Source organism: Sorangium sp. So ce836 (assembly GCF_028553905.1).
Lineage (GTDB): Bacteria > Myxococcota_A > Polyangia > Polyangiales > Polyangiaceae > Sorangium > Sorangium cellulosum_D.
This window is the reverse complement of the sequence record NZ_CP102233.1, coordinates 12,128,104-12,154,927: the sequence shown is the minus strand read 5'-3', so window position 1 is coordinate 12,154,927 and position 26,824 is coordinate 12,128,104. Positions and strand designations below refer to the sequence as shown.

General features: G+C 72.2%; 19 protein-coding genes. 13 read left to right on the top strand and 6 right to left on the bottom strand.

The window, feature by feature from the left end; all coding sequences use genetic code 11:
* The 5 genes from NQZ70_RS44385 (at position 1) to NQZ70_RS44365 (ending at position 10,521) form a co-directional block, all read left to right on the top strand.
* On the top strand, positions 1-2,265 hold the full coding sequence (locus NQZ70_RS44385; protein ID WP_129579624.1) for a NuoM family protein: 2,265 nt from the start codon (positions 1-3) through the stop codon (positions 2,263-2,265).
* Positions 2,266-2,268: 3 nt separating this feature from the next.
* Positions 2,269-3,789, top strand: a complete 1,521-nt coding sequence (locus tag NQZ70_RS44380) for an NADH-quinone oxidoreductase subunit N (protein ID WP_129579623.1) — start codon at positions 2,269-2,271, stop codon at positions 3,787-3,789.
* Positions 3,790-3,899: 110 nt separating this feature from the next.
* A complete protein-coding gene (locus tag NQZ70_RS44375) occupies positions 3,900-6,050 on the top strand; it encodes a beta-galactosidase (RefSeq protein ID WP_237244614.1) in 2,151 nt (716 codons plus the stop codon).
* 330 nt (positions 6,051-6,380) lie between these two features.
* On the top strand, positions 6,381-9,263 hold the full coding sequence (locus NQZ70_RS44370; protein ID WP_129579622.1) for an RHS repeat-associated core domain-containing protein: 2,883 nt from the start codon (positions 6,381-6,383) through the stop codon (positions 9,261-9,263).
* Between the two features lie 253 nt (positions 9,264-9,516).
* Complete coding sequence (locus NQZ70_RS44365) at positions 9,517-10,521, top strand: hypothetical protein (protein WP_129579621.1); 1,005 nt, start codon at positions 9,517-9,519, stop codon at positions 10,519-10,521.
* An 88-nt stretch (positions 10,522-10,609) separates the two neighbouring features.
* On the opposite strand, the gene NQZ70_RS44360 is transcribed toward NQZ70_RS44365, so the two are convergent.
* On the bottom strand, positions 10,610-11,377 hold the full coding sequence (locus NQZ70_RS44360; protein ID WP_207217638.1) for a TM2 domain-containing protein: 768 nt from the start codon (positions 11,375-11,377) through the stop codon (positions 10,610-10,612).
* A 192-nt stretch (positions 11,378-11,569) separates the two neighbouring features.
* Between NQZ70_RS44360 and NQZ70_RS44355 the strand changes: the two genes are divergently transcribed.
* Positions 11,570-12,694 carry an AI-2E family transporter gene (locus tag NQZ70_RS44355; protein WP_129579620.1) on the top strand — a complete coding sequence of 375 codons (1,125 nt, stop codon included), beginning with the start codon at positions 11,570-11,572 and terminating at the stop codon, positions 12,692-12,694.
* A 48-nt stretch (positions 12,695-12,742) separates the two neighbouring features.
* Here NQZ70_RS44355 and NQZ70_RS44350 read toward each other — a convergent pair whose 3' ends face one another.
* Positions 12,743-13,492 (bottom strand): HAD family phosphatase, encoded by a 750-nt coding sequence (locus NQZ70_RS44350; protein WP_129579619.1) that lies wholly within the window; start codon positions 13,490-13,492, stop codon positions 12,743-12,745.
* Entirely contained in the window at positions 13,489-14,292 is an 804-nt protein-coding gene (gene mrtC, locus NQZ70_RS44345) for a myxosortase MrtC (protein ID WP_129579618.1), read from the bottom strand. The genes NQZ70_RS44350 and mrtC overlap by 4 nt, the downstream gene beginning before the upstream one ends.
* 4 nt (positions 14,293-14,296) lie before the next feature.
* Here mrtC and NQZ70_RS44340 point away from each other — a divergent pair, with 4 nt between their 5' ends.
* The 6 genes from NQZ70_RS44340 to NQZ70_RS44315 all read left to right on the top strand — a co-directional run bounded on the left by NQZ70_RS44340 (position 14,297) and on the right by NQZ70_RS44315 (position 21,680).
* Positions 14,297-14,521 carry a hypothetical protein gene (locus NQZ70_RS44340; RefSeq protein ID WP_129579617.1) on the top strand — a complete coding sequence of 75 codons (225 nt, stop codon included), beginning with the start codon at positions 14,297-14,299 and terminating at the stop codon, positions 14,519-14,521.
* Positions 14,491-15,792: an extensin family protein gene (locus tag NQZ70_RS44335; protein WP_129579616.1), complete on the top strand. Its 1,302-nt coding sequence runs from the start codon at positions 14,491-14,493 to the stop codon at positions 15,790-15,792. The genes NQZ70_RS44340 and NQZ70_RS44335 overlap by 31 nt, the downstream gene beginning before the upstream one ends.
* Before the next feature lie 185 nt (positions 15,793-15,977).
* Positions 15,978-16,970, top strand: coding sequence for a serine/threonine-protein kinase (locus NQZ70_RS44330; protein ID WP_129579615.1), 993 nt, complete (start codon positions 15,978-15,980; stop codon positions 16,968-16,970).
* The gene (locus tag NQZ70_RS44325; RefSeq protein ID WP_129579614.1) at positions 16,967-18,451 is read left to right on the top strand and encodes a serine/threonine-protein kinase; all 1,485 of its coding nucleotides are present in this window, start codon (positions 16,967-16,969) and stop codon (positions 18,449-18,451) included. The genes NQZ70_RS44330 and NQZ70_RS44325 overlap by 4 nt, the downstream gene beginning before the upstream one ends.
* Positions 18,452-18,502: 51 nt before the next feature.
* On the top strand, positions 18,503-19,477 hold the full coding sequence (locus tag NQZ70_RS44320; protein ID WP_237244613.1) for a hypothetical protein: 975 nt from the start codon (positions 18,503-18,505) through the stop codon (positions 19,475-19,477).
* Positions 19,478-19,565: 88 nt separating this feature from the next.
* Positions 19,566-21,680 (top strand): ATP-dependent helicase, encoded by a 2,115-nt coding sequence (locus NQZ70_RS44315; RefSeq protein WP_257792748.1) that lies wholly within the window; start codon positions 19,566-19,568, stop codon positions 21,678-21,680.
* 114 nt (positions 21,681-21,794) lie between these two features.
* Here NQZ70_RS44315 and NQZ70_RS44310 read toward each other — a convergent pair whose 3' ends face one another.
* Complete coding sequence (locus NQZ70_RS44310; RefSeq protein ID WP_129579613.1) at positions 21,795-23,462, bottom strand: nitrite/sulfite reductase; 1,668 nt, start codon at positions 23,460-23,462, stop codon at positions 21,795-21,797.
* Positions 23,463-23,582: 120 nt separating this feature from the next.
* On the opposite strand from NQZ70_RS44310, the gene NQZ70_RS44305 reads away from it, so the two are divergent.
* A complete protein-coding gene (locus NQZ70_RS44305) occupies positions 23,583-24,779 on the top strand; it encodes a PLP-dependent aspartate aminotransferase family protein (protein ID WP_129579612.1) in 1,197 nt (398 codons plus the stop codon).
* On the opposite strand, the gene NQZ70_RS44300 is transcribed toward NQZ70_RS44305, so the two are convergent.
* The gene (locus NQZ70_RS44300) at positions 24,776-25,330 is read right to left on the bottom strand and encodes a response regulator transcription factor (protein ID WP_129579611.1); all 555 of its coding nucleotides are present in this window, start codon (positions 25,328-25,330) and stop codon (positions 24,776-24,778) included. The genes NQZ70_RS44305 and NQZ70_RS44300 overlap by 4 nt on opposite strands.
* A 7-nt stretch (positions 25,331-25,337) precedes the next feature.
* Positions 25,338-26,750 carry a sensor histidine kinase gene (locus tag NQZ70_RS44295; RefSeq protein WP_129579610.1) on the bottom strand — a complete coding sequence of 471 codons (1,413 nt, stop codon included), beginning with the start codon at positions 26,748-26,750 and terminating at the stop codon, positions 25,338-25,340.
* Positions 26,751-26,824 lie beyond the last annotated feature (74 nt).

Genomic DNA, 26,824 nt, shown 5'->3' with positions numbered 1-26,824 from the left:
ATGTCGAACCTCTCCTTCGTCAACACGCGCCGCGGCGTCGCCCTCGCGACCCCGGTGAGGTCCACCTCGATGAAGCTCCTGATCCCCCTCCTGGCCGCGCTCTCCGTCGTGCTCGGCGCGGCGTGGCCCGCGGCGGCGCAGGCCCTCGATCCGCCGCCGCCGCCGCCGGCGCTCGAGCCGCGCGGCCAGATCGCGCTGCGCGCCGAGGCGCCCGGCGCGCCGGTCGAGCTCGCCGCGAGCGGGCCGGACCACGCCGGCTCGTTCACGATCGAGAACCGCGGCGACGGCCCCCTGAAGGTGACGCGGGTGATCGTGCGCACGTCGCCCGAGGACCCGCGCGTGCCGCCGGGCGTGAGCGCGGAGCTCGAGGGCGGCGGCACCGCGGCGAGCATCCCGCCGGGCGGGAGCCGGAAGGTCGTGGTCCGGTGGAGGACCGAGGGCGTGCGCGCGCGCGAGCTCTACGGGCACGTCGTCGTCGAGTCGGACGCGGTCGAGGCGGGCGCGGCCGGCGTGCTGGAGACACCGCGGACCCTGGCCATGGGCATCCACGCGGAGCGCGGGCGCGGCCTCGGCTTCGTCGGCGATCACATCCTGTCGATCCTGACGTTCCTGCCGCTGCTCGGCGTGGTCGCGGTCTTCGTCGCGCACCTCCTGCGCTACCAGGACGACCGCAAGCTCCGGCTGCTGACCGTCGTGCTGATGGGCGTGAACCTCGTCCTCGCGGGGTGGCTCTACGCCCAGTTCGACCGGAGCTTCACGCGGGCCGACGGCAACGACGGCTACCAGTTCATCGAGCACGGCGTGTGGATCCGCTCGCTGAGCGTCGAGTACTTCGTCGGCGTCGACGGCGTGTCGATCTCGATGGTCCTCCTGACGGCGCTGATCTCGTTCGTGGGCGCCCTCGCGAGCTACAGCGTCCACGATCAGCTCAAGGGCTACTTCGCCATGTACAACCTCCTCGTCACGGGGATGTACGGCGTCTTCATCGCCCTCGACCTGTTCCTCTTCTTCGTCTTCTGGGAGGTGATGCTCCTGCCGATGTACTTCCTCATCGGCATCTGGGGCGGCCCCCGCCGCGAGTACGCGGCGATCAAGTTCTTCCTCTACACGCTGGCCGGCAGCGTCTTCATGCTGCTCGCGTTCATCTGGTTCTACCTGAACGCCGGCCACACCTACCTGATCGACGGCCAGGCGACCGAGCGCATCTTCTCGATCCCGGAGCTCTCGCGCGTCGCCTGGGCGGCGCAGGGGCTCGAGATCCTCGGCGTCGCCGCGGTGAAGGTGGTCTGGATCTGGCTCTTCCTCGGGTTCGCCATCAAGATCCCGATGTTCCCGTTCCACACCTGGCTGCCGGACGCCCACGTGGAGGCGCCCACGGCGATCAGCGTGATCCTCGCGGGGGTGCTCCTCAAGATGGGCGCCTACGGCCTCCTCCGCATCAACTTCTCGCTGCTGCCCGAGGCGACGCAGTGGGCGGCGCCGGCCATGGCGGCGTTCGGGGTGATCAACATCCTCTACGGCGCCTTCTGCGCCATGGCGCAGAGCGACCTGAAGAAGCTCGTGGCCTACTCCTCCGTGAGCCACATGGGCTTCACGCTGCTCGCGCTCGGCGCGATGACGCCGCAGGGCATCCAGGCGTGCCTCGTGCAGATGTTCAACCACGGCCTGATCACCGGGATGCTCTTCACCCTGGTCGGCGTGGTCTACGACCGCGTGCACACGCGCGACATCGACAAGTTCGGCGGCCTCGCCTCGGAGATGCCGCTCTACACGGCGTTCGTTGGCTTCGCGTTCATGGCGTCGCTCGGCCTGCCCGGCCTGTCCGGCTTCTGGGGCGAGGCGATGACGTTCATCGGCGCCTTCGCGCGCTACCGCGCCCTCACGATCCTCGCCGCCATCGGCGTCATCATCACCGCCGCCTACCACCTCTGGGCGCTCCAGCGGATGTTCCTCGGCACGTTCCGCGCGTCGTGGCGGCAGAGCAAGTACCTCGAGCCGTTCGGCGGGAAGTTCCCGGAGATCAGCGGGCGAGAGCTCGCATCGATCGCGCCGCTCGCGGCGCTGATCCTCCTCCTCGGCTTCTGGCCGCGCCCGCTCCTCAGCCTCATCGACCGCGGGGCCCTCGAGGTGCACCGCCTCGTCGACAGGCCGGGGCCGTCCCAGATCGCCGGCGAGCCCGGCGTGGACAGCGGCGCGCCGGCCCGCGCGGCCGCCCCGGGGGAGGGCGACGCGGCGGGTCGGGGCGCCCTCGCCAGCGCCAGATAAGCCGTGGAAACCCGCACCTTCGACAACGTCGCGAGCCTCCCGTATTTCGCGCCGGAGCTCGTCCTCATCGCCGCCGCGCTGCTGCTCGTCGTGTGGGACCTCGCGTCGCCGGCGCGCCTCAAGATCGCCGGCCTCGTCGTCATCAGCCTGGCCGCGCTCGGCGCGTCGGGCGGGATGGGCGCCTACTTCCTGGCGACGGGCGCCGGGCCCCACGAGCTCTTCTACGGGATGCTCGCGTTCGATCGCTTCTCCAACCTGTTCCGCGTGATCTTCGCCTTCGTCACCGCGGCGATCGTCCTCTTCTCGGTGCCCCCGAGGGGGCCGGGGGCACCGCCCGAGCTCCGGCGCGACTCGGGCGAGCTCTTCACGCTGATCCTCGTGCTCTCGCTGGGCATGAACCTCATGGCGGCGAGCCGCCACCTGCTGCTCATCTACCTGTCGCTCGAGCTCGTCAGCGTGATCAGCTTCGTGCTGGCGGGCTTCAAGATCGGCGACGCGCGATCGAGCGAGGGGGCGCTCAAGTACGTCATCTTCGGCGGGGTCGCGTCGGGGATCATGCTCTACGGGATGAGCTGGATCTTCGGCATCACCGGGTCGATGCACCTCGGCGAGTGCGCGGCCCGGATCGCCGCGCTCACGGCGCAGCAGGGCAAGGTGCCCGAGGTCGTGTTCGTCGGCACGGCCTGCATGCTCGCGGGCTTCGGCTACAAGATCAGCGCGGCGCCGTTCCACATGTGGACGCCGGACGTGTACGAGGGCGCGCCGACCCCGGTGACCGCGTTCCTCTCGGTCGGGCCCAAGGCCGCCGGCTTCGCGGTGCTGGTCCGCTTCTTCTCGGACGCGCTCGGCGCCGGGAGCGCGCCGCCCGGCGTCGCGACGCCGTGGCCGGTGCTCGCCGGGTGCCTCGCGATGGCGACCATGACGGTCGGCAACCTGTCGGCGCTCGGGCAGGAGAACGTGAAGCGCATGCTCGCGTACTCGAGCATCGCGCACGCCGGCTACATGCTGCTCGGCTTCGCCGTGTTCAGCGACGCCGGCGTCGCCGCGATCGCGTTCTATATCGTCACGTACTGCTTCATGAACCTCGGCGCGTTCATGGTGGTGATGGCCGTGGCCGAGCAGAGCGGCGGGGACGAGACGCTCTCCGCCTTCCGCGGGCTCGGGCGCCGCGCGCCGCTCGTCGCCGCGGCGATGGCCGTGTTCCTGGTCTCGCTCACCGGCCTGCCCCCGACGGCGGGCTTCGTCGGCAAGTTCTACCTCTTCTCGGCGCTGCTCACCGCCGGCGGCCCGTGGCGCTGGGTGATGGCGATCGTCGGCGTGGTGAACAGCGTGATCTCGCTCTTCTATTACGCGCGCGTCCTCCGCGCGATGTACCTCGAGAAGGGCGAGCACACCGAGCCCGCATCCGTGCGGCCGCTGCTCGGCGCGACGGCGTGCGCGCTCGCGGTTCCGACCCTGCTGCTCGGCGTCTACTGGGCGCCCGTTTACGATTTCGTGGCGCGCTCGCTGACGATGCTGCGCTGAGCCCCGCGCGGTCGAGCGAGCGCGCGGCCGCGCTCCTCGACCGGCGCGCGCTCGCCCGATCGCACGCGGCGGTATCGATCTCCCTGCGATCCTTGCTAGTGTGCGCGCGCGTGGCCACGACGCAGGACGCGAGCTCTCCAGGGGAACGTTTCACGCGGGGGGTGCGCCTCGTCCCGGGCGGCCTGGACATCGGCGGCAAGCTGGTCCCGCTGTACGCCGGCGCCCTGCATTACTGGCGGCTCGACCCGTCGGACTGGCGCGCCTGCCTCGAGGCCACGCGCGCGCTCGGCGTTCACCTGATCGACATCTACGTGCCTTGGGCCGTTCACGAGACCGGTCCGGGCCAGTTCGATTTCGGCCAGCTCGACGTGCGCCGCGACGTCGGCGCCTTTCTCCGCCTCGCGCACGACCTCGGCTTCTACGTCATCGCCCGCCCGGGCCCGCACATCAACGCGGAGCTCACCTGCTTCGGCATCCCCGAGCGCGTCATCTGGGACCCGAGCTGCCAGGCCCGCTCCCCGCGGAACAACCCGGTCGTGCTCCCGATGCTCCCCTACGGGTTCCCGGTCCCGAGCTACGCGAGCAACGCGTTCCACGACGAGGTCGCCCGTTACTTCCACGCGCTCGCCCCGGTGCTCAAGCCGCACCTCTATCCGGACGGGCCGATCGTGCTCTTCCAGATCGACAACGAGGGCGCGCTCTACTTCCGCGACGGCGCGTACGACCAGGACTACCACCCCGACGCGATCTCCCTGTACCGCGACTTCCTGCGCGAGAAGTACCGCACGATCGAGGCGCTCCAGCGCGCGTACGCGCGGCGGGCGGAGCCCGCGCCCGAGGGCGCCGTGGCCGAGGACGCCGGCGCCGCGCTCCTGCGCGCCGTCGCCCGCGATCGCGCGCCGGCCGAGGAGGGCGACCTGCGGTTCGCCACGATCCTGCCGCCGGTCGCGTTCGACGCCGAGACGCCGGCCGAGCTCGCGCGCCACCTCGACTGGAGCGAGTTCCACGAGCACCTCCTCGAGGTCGCCATGGGCCGCTTCGCGAAGGCGCTCGCCGCGGTCGGCCTCGACGGCTTGCCGACGATGCACAACTTCCCGATGGGCCAGGACGCGACGCCGCTCAACGCGGCGCGCATCTCGCGTGTCGTCGACCTTGTCGGCCTCGACTACTACAGCGTCGCGAGCCCGAGCAGCCGCCAGATCATCGCCCGCCGGACGAGCGAGCTGGCCGTGCGCTGCGAGGCGCTCTCCCTGCCGCCGTTCGCGTGCGAGATGGGCGCCGGCTTCCCGCCGTTCTTCCCGCCGCTCGAGGAGCGCGACAGCATCTTCGTGATGATGGCCGCGCTCGCCTACGGGCTGCGCGGGTACAACATCTACATGGCGGTCGAGCGCGATCGCTGGATCGGCGCGCCGATCGATCCGCACGGCCGCCCGCGCCCGTTCGCCGCCTTCTGGCGGAAGCTCGCCGCGGCCCTCGAGGCCACGAGGTTCCACGCGCTGCGCCGCCGCGCGCCGGTGCGCATCGTCACGCCGCGCACCGAGCGCCGGCTCACCCGGGTGATGCACGCCTTCGGCCCGCTCACCGGTGCGTTCTTCTCGATCATGAACTTCGGCGCGCGCGACCGTTGCCTCGAGGACGACGTGGGCCTCGGCTACCCGCTCGCGGTGGAGCCCGACACCTTCGTGCGCGCGTTCGAGGAGGCGCTCGACGCGCGCGGCGTCCCCTACGCGCACGTGGGGGGCGAGGATCGCGACATCTCGCTCGCCGGGGCGCGCTGGGTCATCTGCGCGACCTCGGGCGGCCTGAGCCCGGATCTGTTCGCGCGGCTCGAGGCGACGGCGGGGCAGGGGACGCTGATCACGCTGGGCCCGCGCGAGCCGGCCTTCGACGGCGCGTTCCGCCCGCTCCCGCAGCCTTACGATCTGCGGCGGCTCCTTGCCCCCGGGCAGAACTTGCCGGCGCTCCTCCAGGACAACCCCGCCGCGGCGGACTCGGCGGTGTCGCGCGCCATCGACGCGCTCGGCCTGCCGACGTTCGCGTGCGATCCGGACAGCGTCTTCGCCACGCTGCACGAGGACGCGTCCGGCGCGCCGCGGGTGCTCTTCCTGTTGAACCCCGGGGACGCGGACGTGGTCGCGCGGGTCACCGTGAGCGCGGCGCGCGCGCGCGACGTGCTGGACGACGCGCACTTCGAGGCGAGGCGAGGGGCGCTGGAGGTGCGGCTCGTGCCGCGCTCGGTGCGGATGCTGGCGCTGGAGTGATGGTGCGTGGGGGAGGGGGCCTGGCCGCTTCGGCTCGATCCCTGTTTCCAGTCCTCCCGGAGCATGGGGCCTTAGCTCTCAGGAAGCGTCACCGCGGCTCCCGGTCAGAAGTGTTGCCAGGGTTCGGCTCGTAGCGACCCTGGGGAGTGCGGTCCGGACCGCTCGGGAGTGCAGTGCGGACCCCTGGGGAGTGCAGCCCAGACCCCTGGGGAGCGCAGTCCAGACCCCTGGGGAGCGCAGTCCAGACCCCTGGGGAGTGCAGTGCGGACCCCTGGGACGCGCTCTTGCCCGGCGCTGCTTCTCCTCTGCAGACGCTGTTACCCTCGATCCGTGGCACGTACCGCCCCGGTCCCGAACATCCCTGCCATCCCTGGCATGAACCCCGGCGTCTTCATCCTCGGGGGTGGCGGCGCCGGCGGCGGCAGCGGCGGGCGGGGCGGCAACGGCGCCGGTGGTGAGCAGGGCGCGGGCGGCGGAAATGGCGGCAACGGCGCCCAGGGCGGCGGCCCCAACGCCGGGAGCTGCGGCCAGGGCAGCGGCGGCGGTTGCCCCAACCCAGTGCACGGGGGCGGTGGCGGAACGCAGGCGGGGCACCCCATCGATCCGGTCACGGGCCGCGTCTATACCCTCGCCGTCACCGACATGGCGTTGCCGGGAGCGTTTCCGCTCGTGATCGAGCGCGCCTACAGCTCCGCGCAGCGCGACGTCGACGATGGCCTCGGTCACGGCTGGAACCACTCGCTCGGCTGGCGCGTCGTCGAGCTCCGCCGCCGCAGGGTGCGCGTTGTTACGGAGACGGCGCTCGCGTGCGAGGGCCCGCGCCCCGAGGAAGGCGAGACGGTGAAGCTCCCGGTCGGGCTGCTGACGCGAACCCGCGAAGGCTACTTCCTCATGGCCGACGACGGGATCATGCGGGTCTTCGAGACCGCCTTCGCCATCGACAACGAGTTCCGCCTCAGCGCGCTCCTGGATCGCAACGGCAACCAGGCCCGGCTCTTCTACGAGAACGGGACCGGTCCGCTCCAGTTCGTGAACGACGGGGCCGGACGGCTGTCGACGATCACCTTCGACGACGGCGAGTTCGTCGAGCTTTCCTACGACGATCTCGATCGGGTGATCGGGCGCGACTTCTCGGACGGCACGTCCCACAAGCTGGAATACGACGAGCGCGGGCGCGTCCTCCTCTTCGAGACAGAGGCCGTGCGCACGCGGTACACGTACGATGGGCGCGGCCGTTGCATCCGCGAGGACACGGAGCTGGTGAACGATCCGTCGTCCGCGACATCGATCCGGCAGGTCTTCGACGGCGGCCTGCTTCGCACGAAGATGGACGTGCTCGGCGCCTTCTCGATCGCCACCTCGCGCGACGCCGCCGGGCGGTGCTCCGCGCTGATGTTCGCGGACGCCCGGGGCGTCGACCAGCCGATCGCGTCGTTCACGTACGATCCGACCGACGCCGAGACGGCGCGCCTCTTCCCCGGCGGCGGCGGCATCGAGCTCACCAGGGACGCGCACGGCAACTTTCTCCGCGCGTCGGTCTTCGGCCGAGACACCGCCGTCGTCCGGCCGGGAGAGCCCGCGTGGGTCGGCAGGCTGGGCGGCCGGGAGACCTTGCGGTTCGACTACCGGTGGTCGCCCGCCGACGAGCTCCAGGTGCTCGCCGATCGCGATCGCGGGGCGCAGTCCTTTGGCTACGATGGGCGCGGGCGCATCTCGCAGAAGCGGCACGAGAAGCGGGCTAGGACCGAGGATTACGTGCTGTCGCCGCGAGGCGACGTGCGCTGTATCGATGGCCGCGTGCAATCCCACGCGGGCGGCGGGCGCCTTGTAACCACGAACGGCGCGACCCTCCTCTACGACGCGTGTGGCCGGCTCGTGAAGAAGGTGGAGGGCAGTTCGGTGACCACGTACGCATGGAGCGCGCTCGGCCTGCTCTCGGGCATGGCGCTGCCTGACGGGACGCGGCTTGAGTTCGTTTATGACGGGTTCGCGAGGCGCCTGGAGAAGCGCGCGGTGCGGCGGGACGCGGTGGTGCGGCACCGCTACCGATGGGATGGCGAGGATCTCATCGAGGAGACTGTGGAAAAGGCGAGCACCAGCGGCGCGGCCGCGCCGTTCACGCTGTTCACGCTGGTGGAGCGCCGGCGTTACGCGTACTCACCGGACGCGCCGGTACCGATCGCGCAGGTCATCGACACCGAGGCGGGGCCGGGCGCGTGGCAGTACTTCGTGCACCGGGATGGGGCGCCCGTGCCGCTGGCGCTCGTGGGCGGCGACGGGACGGTCGAGCAGGTCTTCGAGATCGACGCGTACGGCCGGGTGATCGCGGGCGACGCCGCTGCCACGCTGAGCCGGTTCCCGGGGCACTGGTACGAGCCGGAGACGGGGCTCCACTACAACCGGTGGCGGTACTTCGATGCGGCGAGCGCGACGTACCTGAGCCCGGAGCCGCTGGGGATCGAAGGGGGGCTCGAAGCGTACGGGTATGTGAGCGGGAGGCCGCTTGCGTTGATCGATGCCGACGGGTTGATGCGCTCGACGGTGACCTCTCGCCGGGGCGCCGGCCCCACGCAGACCGGCTACTCGGCGCGAGACCCGAGAACACCGCTGACCGAGCCCGGGAGCAATGCGCCATATGAGCGGCAGCTCCACCCTGCCGTCGCGGCCGCGCTCCCAACGCGCAATGCCATGCCAAGGGCGGCAGGTGGCTGCTCCGAACCGGACGCCGTGAGCCGCTACCTTCAGGACTACGAGAGGCGGAATGGGGTCTCATGCGACCCTGGCACTCCGCAGGGGCAGCGTCATCTGCGACGTGCCCTCCGTCGGATGGGCAGCATCGGGAGCAACGACAGCGATCCCAACGAAACCCCGTGCGCGCCGTGCCCGAACTGCTCGCGAATGCTCTCGCGCCTGCACGCGTTGGCGGGCGTGGGGCAGCCTCCGCCCGTAATCCCGGCGTCGCCACCACCACCGCGAAACGCCCCGCCAGGCACCCCGCTGCCACCGCCTACAGCGGCTCGCGCCGCGCTCGCCAACACGCAGCTCCGCAACGACATCAACTCCGGAAACCTGACCGAAGCGAATCGCGCGAACTCCGCGAGGTATGCGGAGGTACTGGACCAGCAGGTTGCCGCTGGACAGATGTCGCGGGCGGAGCGGGACCGACGCGTGAGACGGGTCAGCGGAAGAACCCGGGTACGTATGATTATGTGAACGGCCAATGGCAGCAGCTGTGATCTCATCGCAGGAGCGACAACCACTCGACTTCCCGGCGTTGCCCGGCGTCCCGCCCAGCGACCGCGAGCGACTCCGTGCGCGCCTCGCGGCCTGGGAGGATAGTCATCTCGCTTGCACGGGCACCCCCACCGTCGCCCGCGACGAGATTATCGACGCGGTTCGCGCGCGAGGCGGCGACTTGCCATCGGCCCCGGAGACGTGTGGTTCATTCGGATGGTACGAGGGCTCCGTGCTGGTCACCGAGAGCCGCGGCACGTGGTGTCTTTATGCGCAGAGCGCCGAGCAGTTCATCCCCTGGCTACAGGCTTTCGGTGAGCGGCAGCCCCGGAAGCCGCTCTGGTTCCCGGCCTACTCGGCCGTGCTCGCCGAGGACGAGCCGCTGGAAGGCGAGGGACTATCGTTTGCAGACAGGGAGCCCGGCGTCGAGGGATCCTTCCTGGTGCGAAGCGGCAGCGCGACAGCCCGCTATCGCCTCCCTGGCGGAGGGATGTCGCAGGCGCTCGGGAAAAGAGGGACCGTAGGCTTGCATGCTCCATGGCAGTCGTCGTTCGACCACGTGCCTGCGCCCCCGTCGTTCGTGATTGTCGATGATGACGGCTGCGCCCCTTTCGTCGAATGGCTCCATGCGCAGGGCCCCTCGTCGCGCCTCGTCGATGCCGTCTCGGAAGCGCTCGGCATTGCCCATGGCGTCCGGCGATTCGATCGAACCGCCATGTGTGGCCCCGTGCTTTGCCACGCAGAGTTTTTCGCGGGCGTCACTTCCGCACAGGCGTTCGAGTCGCCGCTCCTCCTCTCCGGCGACCCTTGGCTGCCACCCGGTGAGCCCTCGCGATTGCTGGTCGGGTACTGGGACGTCGGAGCATCGGACGCGTTCGTCTACCTTGGTGAGGACCTTCGCGTCTACCGCTATACGTTCGAAGAAGACCTATGGTCCGTCGCGGCGTCGAGCTACGCCGCCTACGTCGAGCGCATCCTCCGCTTCGACGCGAGGGTCGCGGCCACGCTCGCGCTGGATCTCCCGATCAACGAGATCTGCGACCGCCTGGGGCTCGTGATCGATCCGATCGGAACAGATGAGTGGGCAACCCTGGCGGTCTCCACCGATCTCATAGCTTTCCAGCGGCCCGGGGAGCGCTCGCTGCTGAAGTGCTTCTCTCCCGAAGCCGAGGCACGGACGCGCGAGATCGTCGCGGCGCACCAGGGACGAGGCCCAGGCTCGTCCCTGGTTTCATGACAGAAGGAAACACAGAGGCAGCTCGGACACAGAGGAGAGAGTAAAAAATCACTGTGTCCTCGACGAGGCGGTCATGCCGCCTCGTCGGTCAACGGTCGAACTTCAGCGAGTTGCCTTCGGCGTCGCGGAATCGCCCCATTCCGATCAGGAGCATGTCGATCAGCGACCAGATGCCGAGTCCACCGCACGTCAAGAGCTTGGCGATGCCGAGCCCGGTCTGTCCCAGATAGAAGCGATCGGCGCCCAGGCTCCCCAGGAAATAGGAGAGCAAGAAGACCGTGGACTGGCTCTTGGTCGGGTAACCGACGGGCGCGTCGCGCTTGAGCACGAGGCCCTGGGCATCTCGCATGGATCCGGTGCCGATCAAGATCAGATCGATGAGGGTCCAGAAGCCGAAACCGCCGCACGTGAACAGCTTCAGGAGGCCGAGCCCGGTCTGGCCGAGGTAGAGGCGGTCGGCGCCGAAGATCCCGAGAAAGGCCGCGAGCAGGAAGGCCGTGGCCTGATCCTTGTCGGAGTAGATCTGCATCGCCCCCGGCTGGGGCGGCCCGCCGCCGTACGCAGGCGGCGGCCCCCAGCCGCCTCCGGGCGGCCCGCCCTGTCCTCCTCCGGGCGGCACACCCCATCCAGCGCCCGGCGGCGAGTATCCTCCGCCCGGCGGCGGGTATCCTCCGCCCGGCGGCGGAGATCCCCCACCCGGCGGCGGGTATCCCCCTGCCGCCGGCGCACCGCCGCCCGGCGCCCCACCCTGGCCGCCCGGCGGGCTCGACCCCCAGCCGCCTCCGTTTCCCCAGCTCCCGCCTCCGTTCCCCCAGCTTCCGCCCCCGGGCGGAACCCCGCCACCGCTCGTGCTCATCTTGCTTCCTCCAGCTGACGCGGCGGTGAAGGCGCCGTCGCCTCCGCGGTCGTCGGCCGAGCTTGACTGTATCCCGGAACCGCCGCGCTGCGCTCGCGGAACGCGGAAATCGCTGGTGGTCGCCGGAGGCCCACCCTACCTTGGCCCCGGAGAGGCCGCTCAGCGCGGCACAACGAGCAAGCGCACCCGACGATGAACCAAGATACCCAGTCGGATCGATGGCTGTCGTTCGCCCTCCGCGCGGCGCTCGTCGCGCTGTTCTTCTGGATGGTGAAGGGGCTGCTCGTCCCCGTCCTGCTCGGCGGCCTCGTCGCGCTCCTCGTCTCCCCGCTCCAGCGCCGCCTCTCGCCGCGACTCGGCCGCTTCCGCCAGTTCGCCCCCGCGATCTCCACCGTCGGCGTGGTGATCCTCGTGTGCATCCCGCTCGCCGTGATCATCATCGAGGCCTCCGCCTCGATCAGCCGCTTCTTCGCGCGGGACTGGTCCAGCACCATCGAGCGCGTCCAGGGCCTCCTGAACGACGGCCGGCTGACGGGGCTCATCAACAGGGCGGGCCTGTCCGGAGACGACATCCGCACGTACGTGAGCAACCTGTTCCAGCGGGTGGGCAGCTCGATGGCGAGCTTCGCGGGCGGCATGGTCGCCGCGGTGCCGCAGACGATCGTCGACGCCTTCCTGTTCATCGTGGCGCTCTACTACCTGCTCCGCGACGGCGGCCTCTTGCTGCGCTGGCTGCTCACGCAGTCGCCGTTCAGGAACGAGGAGACCGACGTCCTCTTCGCGTCGATCCAGGACACGGTGCACGGCGCCGTCCTCGGCCTGCTCGCGACGGCGGCCGTCCAGGGGACGCTGACGACCGTCGCGCTCTTCGTCTGCAAGGTGCCGGGCGCCTTCCTCCTCGGCCTCCTCGCCACGCTGCTCTCGCTCGTCCCCATGATCGGCACCACGCCGGTGACGGTAGGGGCGGCGATCTACCTGTTCGTCATCGGGCGCATCGGCGCCGGCATCGGCATGTGCGCCGCGGCCGTCCTCGTCGGGCTCTCGGACAACGTGATCAGGCCGTGGGTCCAGAGCTCGCACGGCGGGATGCACCCGCTCATCGCCCTGCTCGCGATCTTCGGCGGGCTCGAGCTGTTCGGCGCGGCGGGCATCTTCATCGGCCCGGTCGTCGCCGCGATCGTCCTGTGGGCGGTCAACACCCGCGCGAGCCTCTCCCGCGGGAGCCTCCCGATGGGGCCGCTCTCGTCGCGGCCGCCGCCCTCGTTCGGCTCGCCCACCTCGCGGCCGCCGCCGGGCTCTCGACCGCCGCCCCCGTGAGGCGACCGCGCGGCTGCGTGAGGCGACCGCGCGCCGCGGCCGGCGCGCTCACCAGCGCTCGATCCGGTAGCCCCGCCGCTCGGCGACCCGGCGCAGCCGAGGATCGGGGTTCACGGCGACCGGCTCCGCCACGAGCTCGAGGAGCGGCAGATCGCTGACGCTGTCCGTGTAGAACGTCGCGTCCTCCAGCCGGAAGCCCTGCGCCTCGGCCAGCGCCCGCGCGCGCGCGACCTTGCCCTCCCCGAGGCAGAGCGGGGGCGCGGCGCGGCCCGTGAAGCGCCCGCGCTCGTCGATCTCGAGCTCGCTCGCGACGAGGTGCTCGATCCCGAGCCGCCTGGCCAGCGGGCGCGAGGTGTAGGGCCACGCGCCGGTCACGATGGCGCACAGGTCTCCGGCCGCCTTGTGCCGCTGCACGGCCTCGCGCCCCGCGTCGGCGATGTGCGGCTCGACGTGGAGCCGGAACCAGTCGTCGCAGCGGGCCGCGAGGACCGTCTCGGGCACGCCCCGGAGCGCGAGCAGCGCGCGCTCGGCGACCTTCTCGGCGTCGAGCACGCCGAGCGTGTATTGCCCGACCCAGTACAGGGTCCGCAGGAGATCTCGCGCGGTCGCCTCGCCGATCTGGCGCTGGTACTTCACGTAGAGGCTCGCGGTCTCCTTGCGCAGCAGCGTGCGATCCATGTCGAACAGCGCCGCGCGTCGGCGCGCGACGCGGCCGTCCCGCGGCGCGGCGCCGTCCTGCCCCGCCGGGCCGGCGCCGCGCGGGGGGCCCGGCGCCGTGTCGTCGAACGAGGTGCTCACGGCGCGTGAACGTAGCCGCTCGCGAGGGTGAGCGAGAAGAGGTTGCACGCCGCGTGGAACAGGAGCGGCGCCCCGATGCCGCCGGTGCGGGCCCGCAGCCACCCGAAGACGAGCGCGGGGAAGAAGACGGCGAGCCGCGCGGGGTGCAGGATCGTGAGCACGTGGCCGAGCGCGAAGATCGCCGAGGAGATGAGCCACGCCGGGCCGAGGGGCGCGCCGAGGACGCGGACGCGCGGCGGGAAGACGCGGTCGAGGGCGCTCTGGAGGTAGCCGCGGAAGAACGCCTCCTCGGGCAGCGCGACCACGAGGAGCTGCGCGGCGATCTCGTCGGCGGACGGCGGGCGCAGCACGAACGGCGAGGTCACGCCCCAGTACAGCCGGTAGCCGAGCCAGAACGGCGGGAAGACGATCGCGGCGACCAGGGCGGCCCAGGCGACGGCGCGCAGCGCGGCGCGGGCGAGCCGGTCTGCCGAGAGCGGCGCGGGCTCGAGGACGCCCCCGAGGGACAGGCCGTGGGCGCGGATCGTCGCCTCGTCGTACCGCAGCACGAGCCAGTACGTCGCCGCGAGGAACGCGAGGCCCACGAGCGTGCCGGCGTAGCTCTTCGGCGCCGCGTAGGACGCCGCCGTCACGGCGGCGGTCGTGATGGCCGCGGCGAGGAGCGCGCGCGCGGCGGTCGGCTCGGGCGGCCGTGGGCGCTCGCCGTGGAGCGCGCCCGCGTCGGCCGGCGCGCCGGGCGTCTCGGCGCCGGCTCGGGGGTGCGCGTCGCGGCTCGGTTCGAAGGGCGTCGGTGGTTGCAAAGGCGTGTTCGTCGCGGAGGGGATGCGCACGGGGATCGCGCCGTTCTGGGCGTCGCGGCGCCGCGCGTCCAGCGTAACCGCGAGCACGGCGCTGCGCGACGGTCAGCGCGGCGGCGTCGCGATCGCGCTGCTGCTCACCGGTCCAGCCGTCGCCCGTTTTTTCGCCTTCCTGCCTGGTCACGTTAGAGTGCGGCCGCTGTGGCGTTTTCCCGACTTCGCTGTCTGCTGAAGCCGCTGGCCGGCGCGCTGCTCGCATCCGTCGCGACGCTCGATCCGGCGCCCGCGCTGGCCGCGTCGCCGTTCCTCGTGACGCCGGAGGCGAGCGTCGCCGAGGCCTCCCCGGCGTACCGCTACGCCAACATGACGGACGACGAGGCGCTGGCCGAGCTGGATCGCCGGAAGATCCTGTACCTCAAGGTGGATCACGCGCCCGGGGTGCGCGCGCCGATCCGGCTCACGGGCCGGCTGAACGGCGTGTACTACCATTCCGTGCTCCCGCCCGAGCAGCGCGTGACGAGCATGTTCGAGATCCTGGACGCGCGCCTCGCGCTCGCCCTCGACGATTTCGCGGCCGTGCTCATGCGGCACGATATCGACGAGGTCGTCCATTACACGATGTACCGACCCAACATGCCGATGCCGGGCCGCGAGCGGGGAGACGGCGAGGGGGAGCACGCGCACGGGGCCGTCGAGGCGAAGGCCGCGGACAGCGACGTTCGCAAGGAATCGACGAGGCCGGCGCCGCCGGTCGAGCTGGGCAAGAAGGGCGCGCTCGACGGGACGTCGAAGGCGCCCGAGGAGCGCCCGCGACGCATGAAGGAGAAGGGCGGGGCGGTGGCCGGCGCAAAGGACAAGGGCGGGGCGGAGGCCGGCGCGAAGGACAAGGGGGCGGCGGAGGCCGGCGCGAAGGGCAAGGGCGGGGCGGAGGCCGCTCGAAACACCGCGTCGAGCGCGCCGAACACCCAGGGGCGGGCGACCGCGGCGCGCAGCGCGCCGGCCAAGGCGGCCGGCAAGGCAGGAACGCGACGCTCCGCGCGCCGCAAGCCCGTGGCCTCCCGCGCCACGACATCCGCGACAAAGCGCCGCGACGCCGGCCAGGAGCCCCGCGGCGACGCGGCGTTGCGCAGCGACGCCGGCCAGAAGCCCCGCGGCGACGTGGCGCTGCGCAGCGACGCCGGCCAGAAGCCCCGTGGCGCGTGGGCTCCGCCCGGCACGCGTCACCCGGCCGGCCTGGCCATCGACGTCGGCGCCCTCAAGAAGCGCGACGGCACCTGGATCAGCGTCGCGCGCCATTTCCACGGCCGCATCGGGGACAAGACCTGCGGCGAGGGGGCGCCCCAGCCCGAGCTCCCCGAGGCCCGCGAGCTCCGGTCGATCGTGTGCGAGGCGGCGGATCTCGGGATTTTTACATACGCGCTGACGCCCAATTACAACGCGCCGCACGCCGACCATTTCCATATGGAGATCAAGCCGGGCGTCCGGTGGTTCCTCTATCACTGAGCGCGCGCCGCGCCCCTGTACAGCCCTGAACGGCGCGCCGCGCCCACTGCACATCCGTTGATTGCGCGTTTTTTGATGCGTCGAGCGGTTTGTCCGCGCAACTCGCGCCGCGAGAGCGACGATTCCCTTCCCGAACGAAGGCGCCGGCGCTCCGCCGCGCGCCCCCGCAAGGGAGGTCGACGGACATGGTGCAAAAGCGAGAAGGACAGCCGCTCCCGGGGACGTCGTACCGCCTGCTCCAGAGGATCGGGTCAGGCTCGTGCTCCGAGGTCTTCGAGGCGACGGGGCGCCGCGGTCAGCTGCGCGCGCTCAAGCTGCTCCGCGCCATGCACGAGGGGGCGAGCGAGGTCGGCGCGCGCCTCGTCCAGGAGGGGCGCGCGCTCTCGGCGCTGAGCCACCCGCACGTCGTGAAGGTCGAGGAGGTCGGCGTGACGAGCGACGGCCGTCCCTTCCTCGTCATGCCGCGCCTCTTCGGTGAGACGCTGCGCGAGCGGCTCGACGCGCGCGGGCCGCTCGCGACCCCCGCCGCCGTGCGCATCGCCATCCAGGTGCTCGGCGGGCTCGCCGCGGCGCACCGCGCCGGCATCATCCACCGCGACATCAAGCCGGCGAACGTCTTCCTCGCGCAGGCGAGCGGCGCCGAGCAGGGTCCGGCCGATCTGGAGAGCGGGCCCTCCGCGCCCGAGGCCGAGCACGCGGTGCTGATCGACTTCGGCATCGCGAAGGTGGCCCGCGACACGCTCGGGCCGCCGACGGGCTCGAACGTCCTCGGCACCCCGCGCTACCTGTCGCCCGAGCAGATCCGGGGCGAGGAGGTCGACGCGCGCACCGACGTGTACGCGGTGGGGCTCCTGCTGTTCGAGGCGCTCACCGGGCGAGGGCCGTTTCCGGTGGTCGACTCGATGGCGGTGATGCGGGCGCACCTGAGCACGCCGGCGCCGCGGCTCCGCTCGCTCCTCTGGGTTCCTCCGGCGCTCGACCACGCGGTCGCGCGCGCCCTCGAGAAGGACCCGGGGCTCCGCTGGCAGACGGCGGACGCGATGGCCGCCGCGCTCGCCGAGGCGCAGGGAGAAGACGGCGGCCGGGAGACGGACGCGCCCGACGGCGCGGGGCAGTCCCCGCCGCCGGGCGGCGCGCGCGGCGCGCGGGCGCAGCTCGCGGACGGAGGGGCGCGATGACCGGCGCGACCGCCGAGGGGCGCACGCTCCTGTACGCGCCCGGCGCTCCGCTCGCGCCGCAGGCTCCTCGCGCGCGGCTGCCGCGCGCGCTGGGCGAGGTCGAGCTGTCCGCAGACGCGCGGCCGCTGCGCGCGCTGGGCGAGGTCGAGCTGTCCGCAGACGCGCGGCTGCTTCGCGCGCTGGGCGAGGTCGAACCGTCCGAAGGCGCGCGGCTGCTGCGCGCGCTGGGTGAGGTCGAGCCGTCCGAGGGCGCGTGGCCGCTGCGCGCGCTCGCCGAGGGCGAGCCGATCCCCGGCACGCCGTACGTCGTGGTGCGCCTGCTCGGCCAGGGCGGCATGGGCGAGGTCTACGAGGTCGAGCACCGCGAGCTCGGCCGCCGGTTCGCGGTGAAGCTGCTGCACCGCTGCCACGCCGGCCGCAGCGATCTCTCGGCGCGCATGCGCGCCGAGGCGCGCGTCATCGCTCGCTTGCGCCACCGGAGCCTGCCCGAGGTCTTCGATCTCGGCACCACCCGAGGCGGCCGCCCCTACTTCGCCATGGAGCTCCTCGAAGGGCGCGACCTCAGGACCGAGCTCGCGCGCCTCGGCGTGGTCGCGGTCCCGACCGCGCTCGGCCTGGTCCAGCAGGCCCTCTCGGCGCTGTCGCTCGCGCACGCCGCCGGCATCGTCCACCGCGACCTCAAGCTCGAGAACCTGTTTCTGTGCGACGACGGCACGCTCAAGGTCCTCGACTTCGGCGTCGCCAAGCTCCTCCACGCCGGCGCCTCGCTGACCGCCCCGGACGCGGTCATCGGCACGCCGAGGACGATGGCGCCCGAGCAGTGCGCCTCCCTGCCGATCGATCCGCGCGCCGACATCTATGCGATGGGCCTCGTCCTCTACGAGCTCGTCGCCGGGCGAGGCCCGTTCGACGAGCTGCACGGCCGCCGCGACGCGCTCCGCTTCGCCCACTGCGAGCGGGAGCCGCCCCCGCCGTCGCGCTACGCGCCGCAGCCGCTCCCGCCCGCCCTCGATCGGGTGATCCTGCGCGCCATCGCGAAGGCGCCAGAGCACCGCTTCCAGACGGCCGGCGACATGGACGCCGCCGTGCGCCGGCTGCGCGACGGAGCGCCGCACGGCGCGGCGCCGGCGGCCAGCACGGCGGAGCTCACCCCGACCGCCTTCGACGTCCCCACGGCCCGCGCCGGCGCGCCCGCCGCCGCGCAGCGCCTCCCGCCGCTCGCCGCGCAGGGCGGCGGCCGCGCCGGCGCCGCGCCCGTCGCGCGCCGCCCGCCGGCGCGCTCGAGGCGGCGCGCATTCCCGGCGCCGCGCGTCGCCCGCGCCGCGTCGCGCGCCGCCGCCCTCGGCGTGTGCGCGCTCGCCGTCGCGTCCGCCGCGCTCGGGCTCACGCTCGCAGAGCGCTGGCTCGCGGCGAGCGATCTCCCCGCGCCGGCGCCGCCGTCCGCGCCCGCCGCGGCAGAGGCGCGCTCGGCTGTAAGGTAGCCTCGTCGAGCCCGTTCTCCGGTCGACACCGCAATGCGGAGTGGAGGGACCATGAACCGGACGCGACGAATCGGGCTGGCTTGTTTGGCGATATCGCTCCTCGCGGGCGCTGCCTCGTGCGGCGGCGGCGCCGCGCCCCGGCCGGCGGACGCCGCGACGTCGAGGGCAGCCGATGCCGCTCCTGGGTTCGTCGCCTCGAGCAGCTCCGGCGCCTGGGACGGCGCCGCCTCCGAGCCGGGCGCGCCGGCCCCGCCGCCGTTCGAGGCCGCGCCCGCGGCGCCCTCTGCCGGCTTCGAGGCGCCCTCCGCCGGCCGTGCCGAGGGGGCGGCGCGCAGGGCGCCGAGCAGCCAGGTCGCGCCGGAGCCGATCGAGCGCCCCGGCCTCGGCACCGAGTGGGGCGAGACGCGCATGTCCCGCATCTCGACCGCGCCGTTCGTCCGCGCCGACGTCGAGCGGCCGTTCGCGGTCGCGAGCCTGTTCTACAACGACGCCGAGGGCGCCCGCGCCATGGCGAGCGCGTCCGGCTTCCGCCGCACGTCGCCGCAGTCCTTCACGCTCGCCGGCGGCGCCGTCGCGATCGGGCTGCGCGGCGACGGCGGCGGCTTCCTGAGCGGCTTCGTCGCCGGCGAGACGAGCCACGTCGTCGGCGAGGCCGGCCAGCGCTACAGCGTCGTGCTGCGCAACCTCACGCCGAACCGGATCGAGTGCGTCGTCTCCGTCGACGGACTCGACGTCATGGACGGCCAGCCCGCGGCGTTCGACAAGCGCGGTTACCTGGTCGAGCCCCACGGCGAGCTCGAGATCGACGGTTTCCGCCAGAGCATGGACACGGTCGCGGCGTTCCGGTTCGGCTCGGTCCGCGGCTCCTACGCGAACCAGAAGCACGGCGACACGAGGAACGTGGGCGTGATCGGCGTGGCCCTCTTCCACGAGCGCGGCACGGCGCCCTGGACGCTCGACGACGTCCGGCGCCGCCGGGAGGCGAACCCGTTCCCGGGGCAGTTCGCCACGCCGCCCGGACTTTGAGCCGTTCCAGCGGCGATCCCGCGCCCGCGCCGACGTCCGATAAAATCAAGCTCCCGCTCCGGCGCACGCCGGGCTAGGGCACCGCACGGTGTCGGACTTATTGAACCCGTCTCAACGTGCGGCCGTCGAGCACGAGCTCGGGCCAATGCTGGTGCTCGCCGGCGCCGGATCCGGCAAGACGCGCGTGGTGACCACGCGTATCGCGCGCCTGCTCGATCGCGGCATCTCGGCGCGCTCCATCCTGGCGATGACCTTCACCAACAAGGCCGCCGCCGAGATGCACGAGCGCGTCGGCAAGCTCGTCGGCGCCAAGGTCGCGCGCGAGCTCAAGGTCTGCACCTTCCACCGCTTCGGCCTCGACGTGCTCGGCGCCGAGACCCGCGCCCTCGGGCTGCGCGGCGGCTCGTTCGCCATCTTCGATCAGTCCGACGCGCTGGGGGTCATCCGCGAGATCCTCCGCGAGCTCCGCGCCGGCAAGAGCTACGACGTCGGCGCGATCCTGTCGCGCATCTCGAACGCCAAGAACGCGTTCCTCGAGCCCGAGGCGTGGGCCGAGGCGCAGCGGCAGGGCAAGGGCATCGACGACTACGACGAGATCTCGATGCTCGTGTACCCGCGCTACAACGCGGCGCTGCGCTCGTTCCAGGCCTTCGACTTCGACGACCTCATCTGCGAGGTGGTCCGCCTCTGGCAGACGCGGGCCGACGTCCTCGATCGCTGGCGGATGCGCTACCGCTTCGTGATCGTCGACGAGTACCAGGACACGAACCGCGCTCAGCTCGAGCTCCTGCGCCTGCTCTGCGGCGAGCACCGCAACGTGGTCGTCGTCGGCGACGACGACCAGTCGATCTACGCCTGGCGCGGCGCCGACGTGCGCAACATCCTCGATTTCGAGGAGCATTTCTCGGGCGCGAAGGTCGTCAAGCTCGAGCACAACTACCGCTCGCGCAAGCCGATCCTCGACGTCGCCAACGCGGTGCTCGCGAAGTCCGGCGCCCGGCGGCACAAGAAGTCGCTCATCGCCACCCGCCTGGACGGCGACAAGGTGCGGTCCATCATCTGCGTCGACCCCGACGTCGAGGCGAGCTTCGTGGCCACGGAGGCGCAGCGCCTCCTGGAGCGGGAGGCCGCGCGGCCGAAGGACATCGCCGTGCTCTACCGGTCGAACCTCCAGGCGGCCGCGATCGAGTCGGCCCTCAAGGAGCGGCAGATCCCGATCCGGATGATCGGCGGCCAGCAGTTCTTCGAGCGCAAGGAGGTCAAGGACCTCATCGCCTACCTGCGCGTCGCGCTGAACCCGCAGGACGAGATGTCGCTGCGGCGCATCCTGAACTACCCGGCGCGCGGCGTCGGTGACGCCGCGGTCGCCAAGCTCGGCGCCTACGCGACGGCGCACGACACCTCGCTCTGGACGGCGGTGTCGCGGCCGCACGCCATCCACGAGCTGAGCGCCGCCGCGATCGAGGGGTGCCGCCAGCTGCTCCGGATCATCGAGGCCGCGCGCGGGCGGCTCGAGCGCGGCGAGCCCTCCGCGGAGGTCGCGCGCGCGCTCCTCGCCGACGCCGGCTTCAAGGAGGACATCATGACCGGCTCCTCCACGAACAACGCCGCCGCGCGCCGCTGGGGCAACCTCGAGGGGCTGCTCAACGTCTTCGCGCGCCGCGACGAGAAGGGGAAGGGGGACCGCGCGAGCTTCGCCGAGTTCCTGCGGCTGCTCGCGCTCCGGCAGGACTCCGAGGAGGAGGAGGCCACCGACCGCGTGACGCTCACCACGATGCACGGCGCGAAGGGCCTCGAGTTCCCGTACGTCTTCGTGATCGGCCTGGAGGAGGGGCTGATGCCCCACCAGCGCAGCCTCGACGAGCGCGCCACGGACGCCGCGCCGAGCGGCGCCGAGGGGGGCGACACGGGCGGCCACAGCATCGAGGAGGAGCGGCGGCTCTTCTACGTCGCGGTCACGCGGGCCCGCGATCGGCTCTACCTCACGCGGGCGAAGCACCGCGGTTCGCGCGGCAAGATGGTGCCGAGGACGCCGAGCAGGTTCCTGCTCGACATTCCCCCCGAGCTCCTGGACGAGCGCGAAGAGCTCGCGCCGGTCGCTCCGGGGATGGAGAAGGTCAAGGCGGGCGCGGCGGGCGTGCTGGCCGCGCTGGCGATGAACCCGTTCGCTGGCGATCCGCCGCTTATCCCCCGTCGCCGTTGAGCGCGGCTGAGCCAGGGCGCCGGAGAGCCGGCGTCCTGGCGAACCATCTTGGAAGGGGTCAGGGATGGGCGGGGCGGGGGCTCCGATGACGGAGCCCCCGGGCGGGGCGGACGCTCAGATAGCGGCACCCTCGGCGGCGGCAAAGCCGACGCGGGTGATCTCCTGCACGCCCTTGCGCGTGACGAAGTCGCGGAAGCTCTCGCCCTCGGCGCGGCCGGCCATGTAGTAGCGCGCGATGGCGGCGATCACCTTGGGCGTCTCCTCCTCGGGGATGCGGCCGTCGAGGCGCTCGCCGATGCGCGCGTTCGGGCCGCAGCCGCCGCCCACCCGGAGCGAGTAGTGCGGGCGCTCGACCCCATCCTTGCCCTTCACCATCAGCCCCGTCATCCCGATGTCGGCGACGTGGTGCTGCCCGCACGAGTTCGGGCACCCCGAGATCTTGATGTCGAACTCGCCGAGGGCGCTCACGAAGTCGTCGGCCTCCTGGCGGCTGCCGTTCGGCACCAGGTGCTCCCGGATGCGGGACCCGACCTGCATGCTCTTCGTGATCGCGAGCGTGCAGTAGTCGCCGCCCGGGCAGGTCACCACGTCGGTGATGTGCCCCGAGTCCGCCTCGGCGAGGTCCATCTGCGAGAGCTCGCGGTGAAGGTTGAGCAGCTGCCCCTCCGGCACCCAGCGCAGCACGAAGTTCTGGGTGTTCGTCGCCCGCACCTCGCCGTTGCCGTAGCGCCGCGAGAGGTCGGCCAGGCGCCGCAGCTGCTCGCTCGTGATGTCGCCGAGCGGCAGCTTGACCGTCGCCACCCGGTAGCCGGGCTGCTTCTGCGCGATCGTGTTGGTCCGCTTCCAGCGCGCGAACGCGCCGTCGCCGAGCGTCTCCCGCAGCGGCGTGAGCGGGGGCGGATCGTTCTCCCGGTACCCGGCCACATTCTCCTTCAGCTCGGCCGCGAGCGCGTCGCCGCGCTCCGCCTTGATGCGATCGAACTCCTCGTCGAGCCTGCGCAGGAACTCGGCCTCGCCGATTTTGCGCAGCAGGAACTTGAGGCGCGCCTTCTTCCGGTTCTTCCGCTCTCCGTCCCGGTGGAACACGCTCACCACGGCCTCGCACACGGGCAGCAGATCGGACTCCGGGATGAACTCCTTCCAGAGGTGCGCGATCTCGGGCGTCGAGCCGAGCGAGCCGGCCACGTAGACCGCGAAGCCGCGCCCGCGATCGCCGATCTTCGCGAACAGACCGATGTCGTTGATCATGACCTGCGCGTGGTCGCGCGCGCTCCCCGAGAAGGCGACCTTGAACTTCCGCGGTAGCCGCCGGTTGTGCTCGTGGAAGAGGAAGTGCTGGGTGACGGCGAGCGCGTAAGGCGTCACGTCGAACACCTCGTCCTCGACCACGCCGGCGAGGTGGGACGCGGTGATGTTGCGGAGCGTGTCCGCGCACGCGCCGACCGTCGTCACCCCCGCGCGCACGAGCACGCGCTGCAGGTCGATCGTCTCCTCGATCTCCAGGTAGTGGAGCTGGATGTCCTGGCGGGTCGTGACGTGCGCTAGCCCGCGACCCCACCGCTCCGTGACTTCCGCGAGGGCTTCCAGCTGCGCAGCCGTGAGCTGCCCTCCGGGAATCTTGATGCGCTGCATGTGCTTCACGTGCGCGAGCTGCGCGTAGACACCCATGGCCAGCCGCAGGGGGCGGAACTGGTCGGGGGTCAGCTCACCACGTTTGAATTTGGCGACGTTCTCGGCGTGTTCGTCGATGGCCGCCGCAAGGCGCTCGACTGGATGCAACATAACCGATGGTATTCCCTATATTTCCGACGCGTCAAGTGCGACAATTCTGAAGGCCGGTGCCACCGAAGTTCCCGGCCCCTCGGCGCCCCCCACCTCGGCGCCCCCCACCTCAGCGCCCCCATGAAGACCGAACTGCCGAACTCGACCGATGCTGTGCACGCGGGTGTGCTCCGCGAGCGGCCGTCCCACACCCTCGCCCCCGCGATCGCGCAGACGGCGACGTACACGTTTGCAAACACGGCGGATCTCGAGCGCTACTTCGCCGGGGGCGACACGGACCCGGAGCGCCAGGAGTACGGCCGCTACGGCAACCCGACCGTGCGCGAGGTCGAGCAGCGCATCGCGGCGCTCGATCGCGCGGAGGACGCCCTGCTCTTCGCGAGCGGGATGGCGGCGGTGACGACCACGGCGTTCGCCCTGCTCAAGGCGGGCGACCACGTCATCCTCTTCCGCGACGTGTACCGCCGCACGCGGCAGTTCGTGATCAACGTGCTCTCGCGGCTCGGCGTCGAGCACACGCTCATCGATCCGGGCGCGTTCGACCAGCTCGAGGCGGCCTTCAAGCCGCGCACCCGCTTCGCGCTGAGCGAGTCGCCGACGAACCCGTACCTGCACTGCATCGACCTGTCCCGCTTCGCCGAGATCTGCAAGAAGGCGCGCGTCAAGACGATCGTCGACGCGACGTTCGCGACCCCGTACAACTCCGACCCGATCGGCCGCGGCATCGACCTCGTCGTCCACAGCGCCAGCAAGTACCTGTCCGGCCACAACGACGTCCTCGGCGGCGCGGTGTCCGGCTCCAGCGCGCTGATCTCGCTCGTCCGCGACATGCGCAGCGTCCTCGGCGGCATCATCGACCCCCACGCCGCGGCGCTGATCGGCCGCGGGATGAAGACGCTCGCGCTCCGCGTCGAGCGGCAGAACGCGACGGGGCTCGCGGTGGCGCGCGCGCTCGAGGCGCACCCCGCCGTCGAGCGGGTGTTCTACCCCGGGCTCCCGTCGCACCCGGATCACGAGATCGCGGCCGCCCAGATGCGCGGCTTCGGCGGCGTCGTGAGCTTCATCGTGCGCGGCGGGCGCGAGGCGGCCGCGCGCGTCGTCGACGGCACGCGCATCGCCGCGATCGCCCCGAGCTTCGGCGGCGTGGAGACGCTCATCGAGCAGCCCTGCATCATGAGCTTCCACGAGCTCAACGACGAGCAGCTCGCGGCGATCGGCATCTCCCCCGCGCTCATCCGCCTCTCGGTCGGCGTCGAGGAGACCGAGGACGTCGTGAAGGACGTCCTCGGCGCGCTCGACGCGCTCCAGAAGGCCTAGCCCCCGAGCTTCTTCAGCTTCCGCTGCAGCGTCCGCCGGTCGATCCCGAGCAGCTTCGCCGCGGTCGCCACCACGCCGCCCGACTCCCGGAGCGCGGCGCGGATCGCCTCGCGCTCCAGGTCGTCGAGCTTCAGGCTCCCGGGCGGCGGCGTCGGGGCCGCCGCCGAGGGGGGCGGCCGCTGGCGCTCGCGGAGGCTCGCGGCTTCGCGCAGGAGCTTGTCGGCGTCGACGGGCTTGCTGAGCAGCGTGTCCGCGCCCTCGCGCATCGCCGCCACCGCGAGCGGGATGTCCCCGAACCCGGTCAGCATCACGATCGCCGCGTCGGGCTGCAGCTTGCGGTACTTGGCGAGCGCGCTGAGCCCGTCGCCGCGCGGCATGCGGTAGTCGATGACCACGAGGTCCACCGGCTCGTACTCGAGCGCCACGAGCCCCTCGTCGATCGTCGCCGCGGTCCGCGCCACGACGCCGCGGCGGCGCAGCGCGCCCTGCAGCGTGGTGCGGAACGCGTCGTCGTCGTCCACGAGCAGCGCCGTCTCGATCCGTCGCGTCATCTTCACCTCAGGCGGCCCCGGCGCGCTTCAGCGCGGGGGGGAGATCCGCGTCCATCGGGCCCGTGGTCCCGTCGAGGCGGAGGCGCAAGGTCGCCTTCGCCCCGCCGGTCTCGACGCTCTCCATGCGCAGCACCGCGTTCATGCGCGAGGCCATCATCGAGCTGATGTAGAGCCCGAGCCCCATCCCGCCCTGCGACATCTTCGTCGTCTGGAACGGCTCCCCGAGCCGCCCGGCGATCTCGGGGCTCAGCCCCGGGCCGCTGTCCGAGACCGCGATCTCGCAGACGTCGCCGCGCTCGACGACGCTCACCTCGATCCGCTGCTCGGCCCCGTCGTCGATCGCCTCGGCCGCGTTCGCGAGCAGGTTGACGAGCACCTGGCGCAGCGCCGGCTTGAGCACGTTCGCCTGCACCGGCCGCGGCGTGTCGAACGCGAGCTCGCCCCGGTAGCCGAGCCGCGCGAGCTCGGCCTTTGAGAGGTCGCGCACGAAGCGGGTGAGCTCCAGGGGCTCGAGCCGCTGATCGAGCCGGATCTGCCCGCGCATCAGGCTGATGATGTCGCTCGCGCGCCGGGCCTCGCCGGCCACCGTCTCGGCCATGCGCGCCGCGTCCTCCGAGCCCGTCTCGCGCGCCACGTCGACGAGGTCCTTGCTCGCGAGGAGGATCGTCGCGAGCGGCGTGCTGAGCTCGTGAGACATGCCGCCGACCATGCGCCCGAGCATCGCCAGCCGCTCGTTCCGCTGGCTCTGCTGCCGGAGCTCCTCGAGCCTGTGCGCGTAGACGACGACGAAGAAGCCGAGGAACAGCGTCAGCGACGTCAGCGAGACCAGGTCGCCGAGCTGCCGGATGCGGTCGCCGTCGAGCGACGCGGAGTCGAGCGGCAGCGGCTCCGCGTCGGTGAGCACGCCGATCGCGAGCAGCGTCAGCAGCCCCACGAGCACGGTCGTGCGCCGCGGGCAGAGCAGGCCGGAGAGGGCGATGTGGAAGGCGAGGAAGACGGCGAACGGGTTCTCGAGGCCGCCCGAGAACCAGAGCATCCAGGCGTTCGCGACCACGTCGCCCACGAGCTGGGCGCGCGCGAGCTCCTGCGCGGGCTCGCGCGTCGAGGTCTCGCCACCGTCGAGCGGGCGCGCGCGCCGGACCCGGTAGGTCCAGGCGAGGTTCGCCACCGTGATCGCCGCGATGCCGAGGACGAGCGGCCCGAGCCGGAGGTCGGGCACGAGCTTCCGGCTCGCCACCGTCGTCGCGATCATGCCCGCGATCGCGACCCACCTGAGCTGGATCAGCCACCGGTCGGCGGTGTCCCAGGACGGGGGCTTCGGCCCGGACAGCAGGACCGCGAGCCGCCGCCGCGCCGCCGGGGGCGCGCCGCTCTTGGTGGGGTCGGCGTCAAGCGACCAGGATTGGAAGGAGGATTGCATCCGCGCGCGGACAGGGAGGGCTTCCAGGGCGCGGTCGCGGCGTCCGGCGTTCAGCCCGGAGCAACCTTTCGACG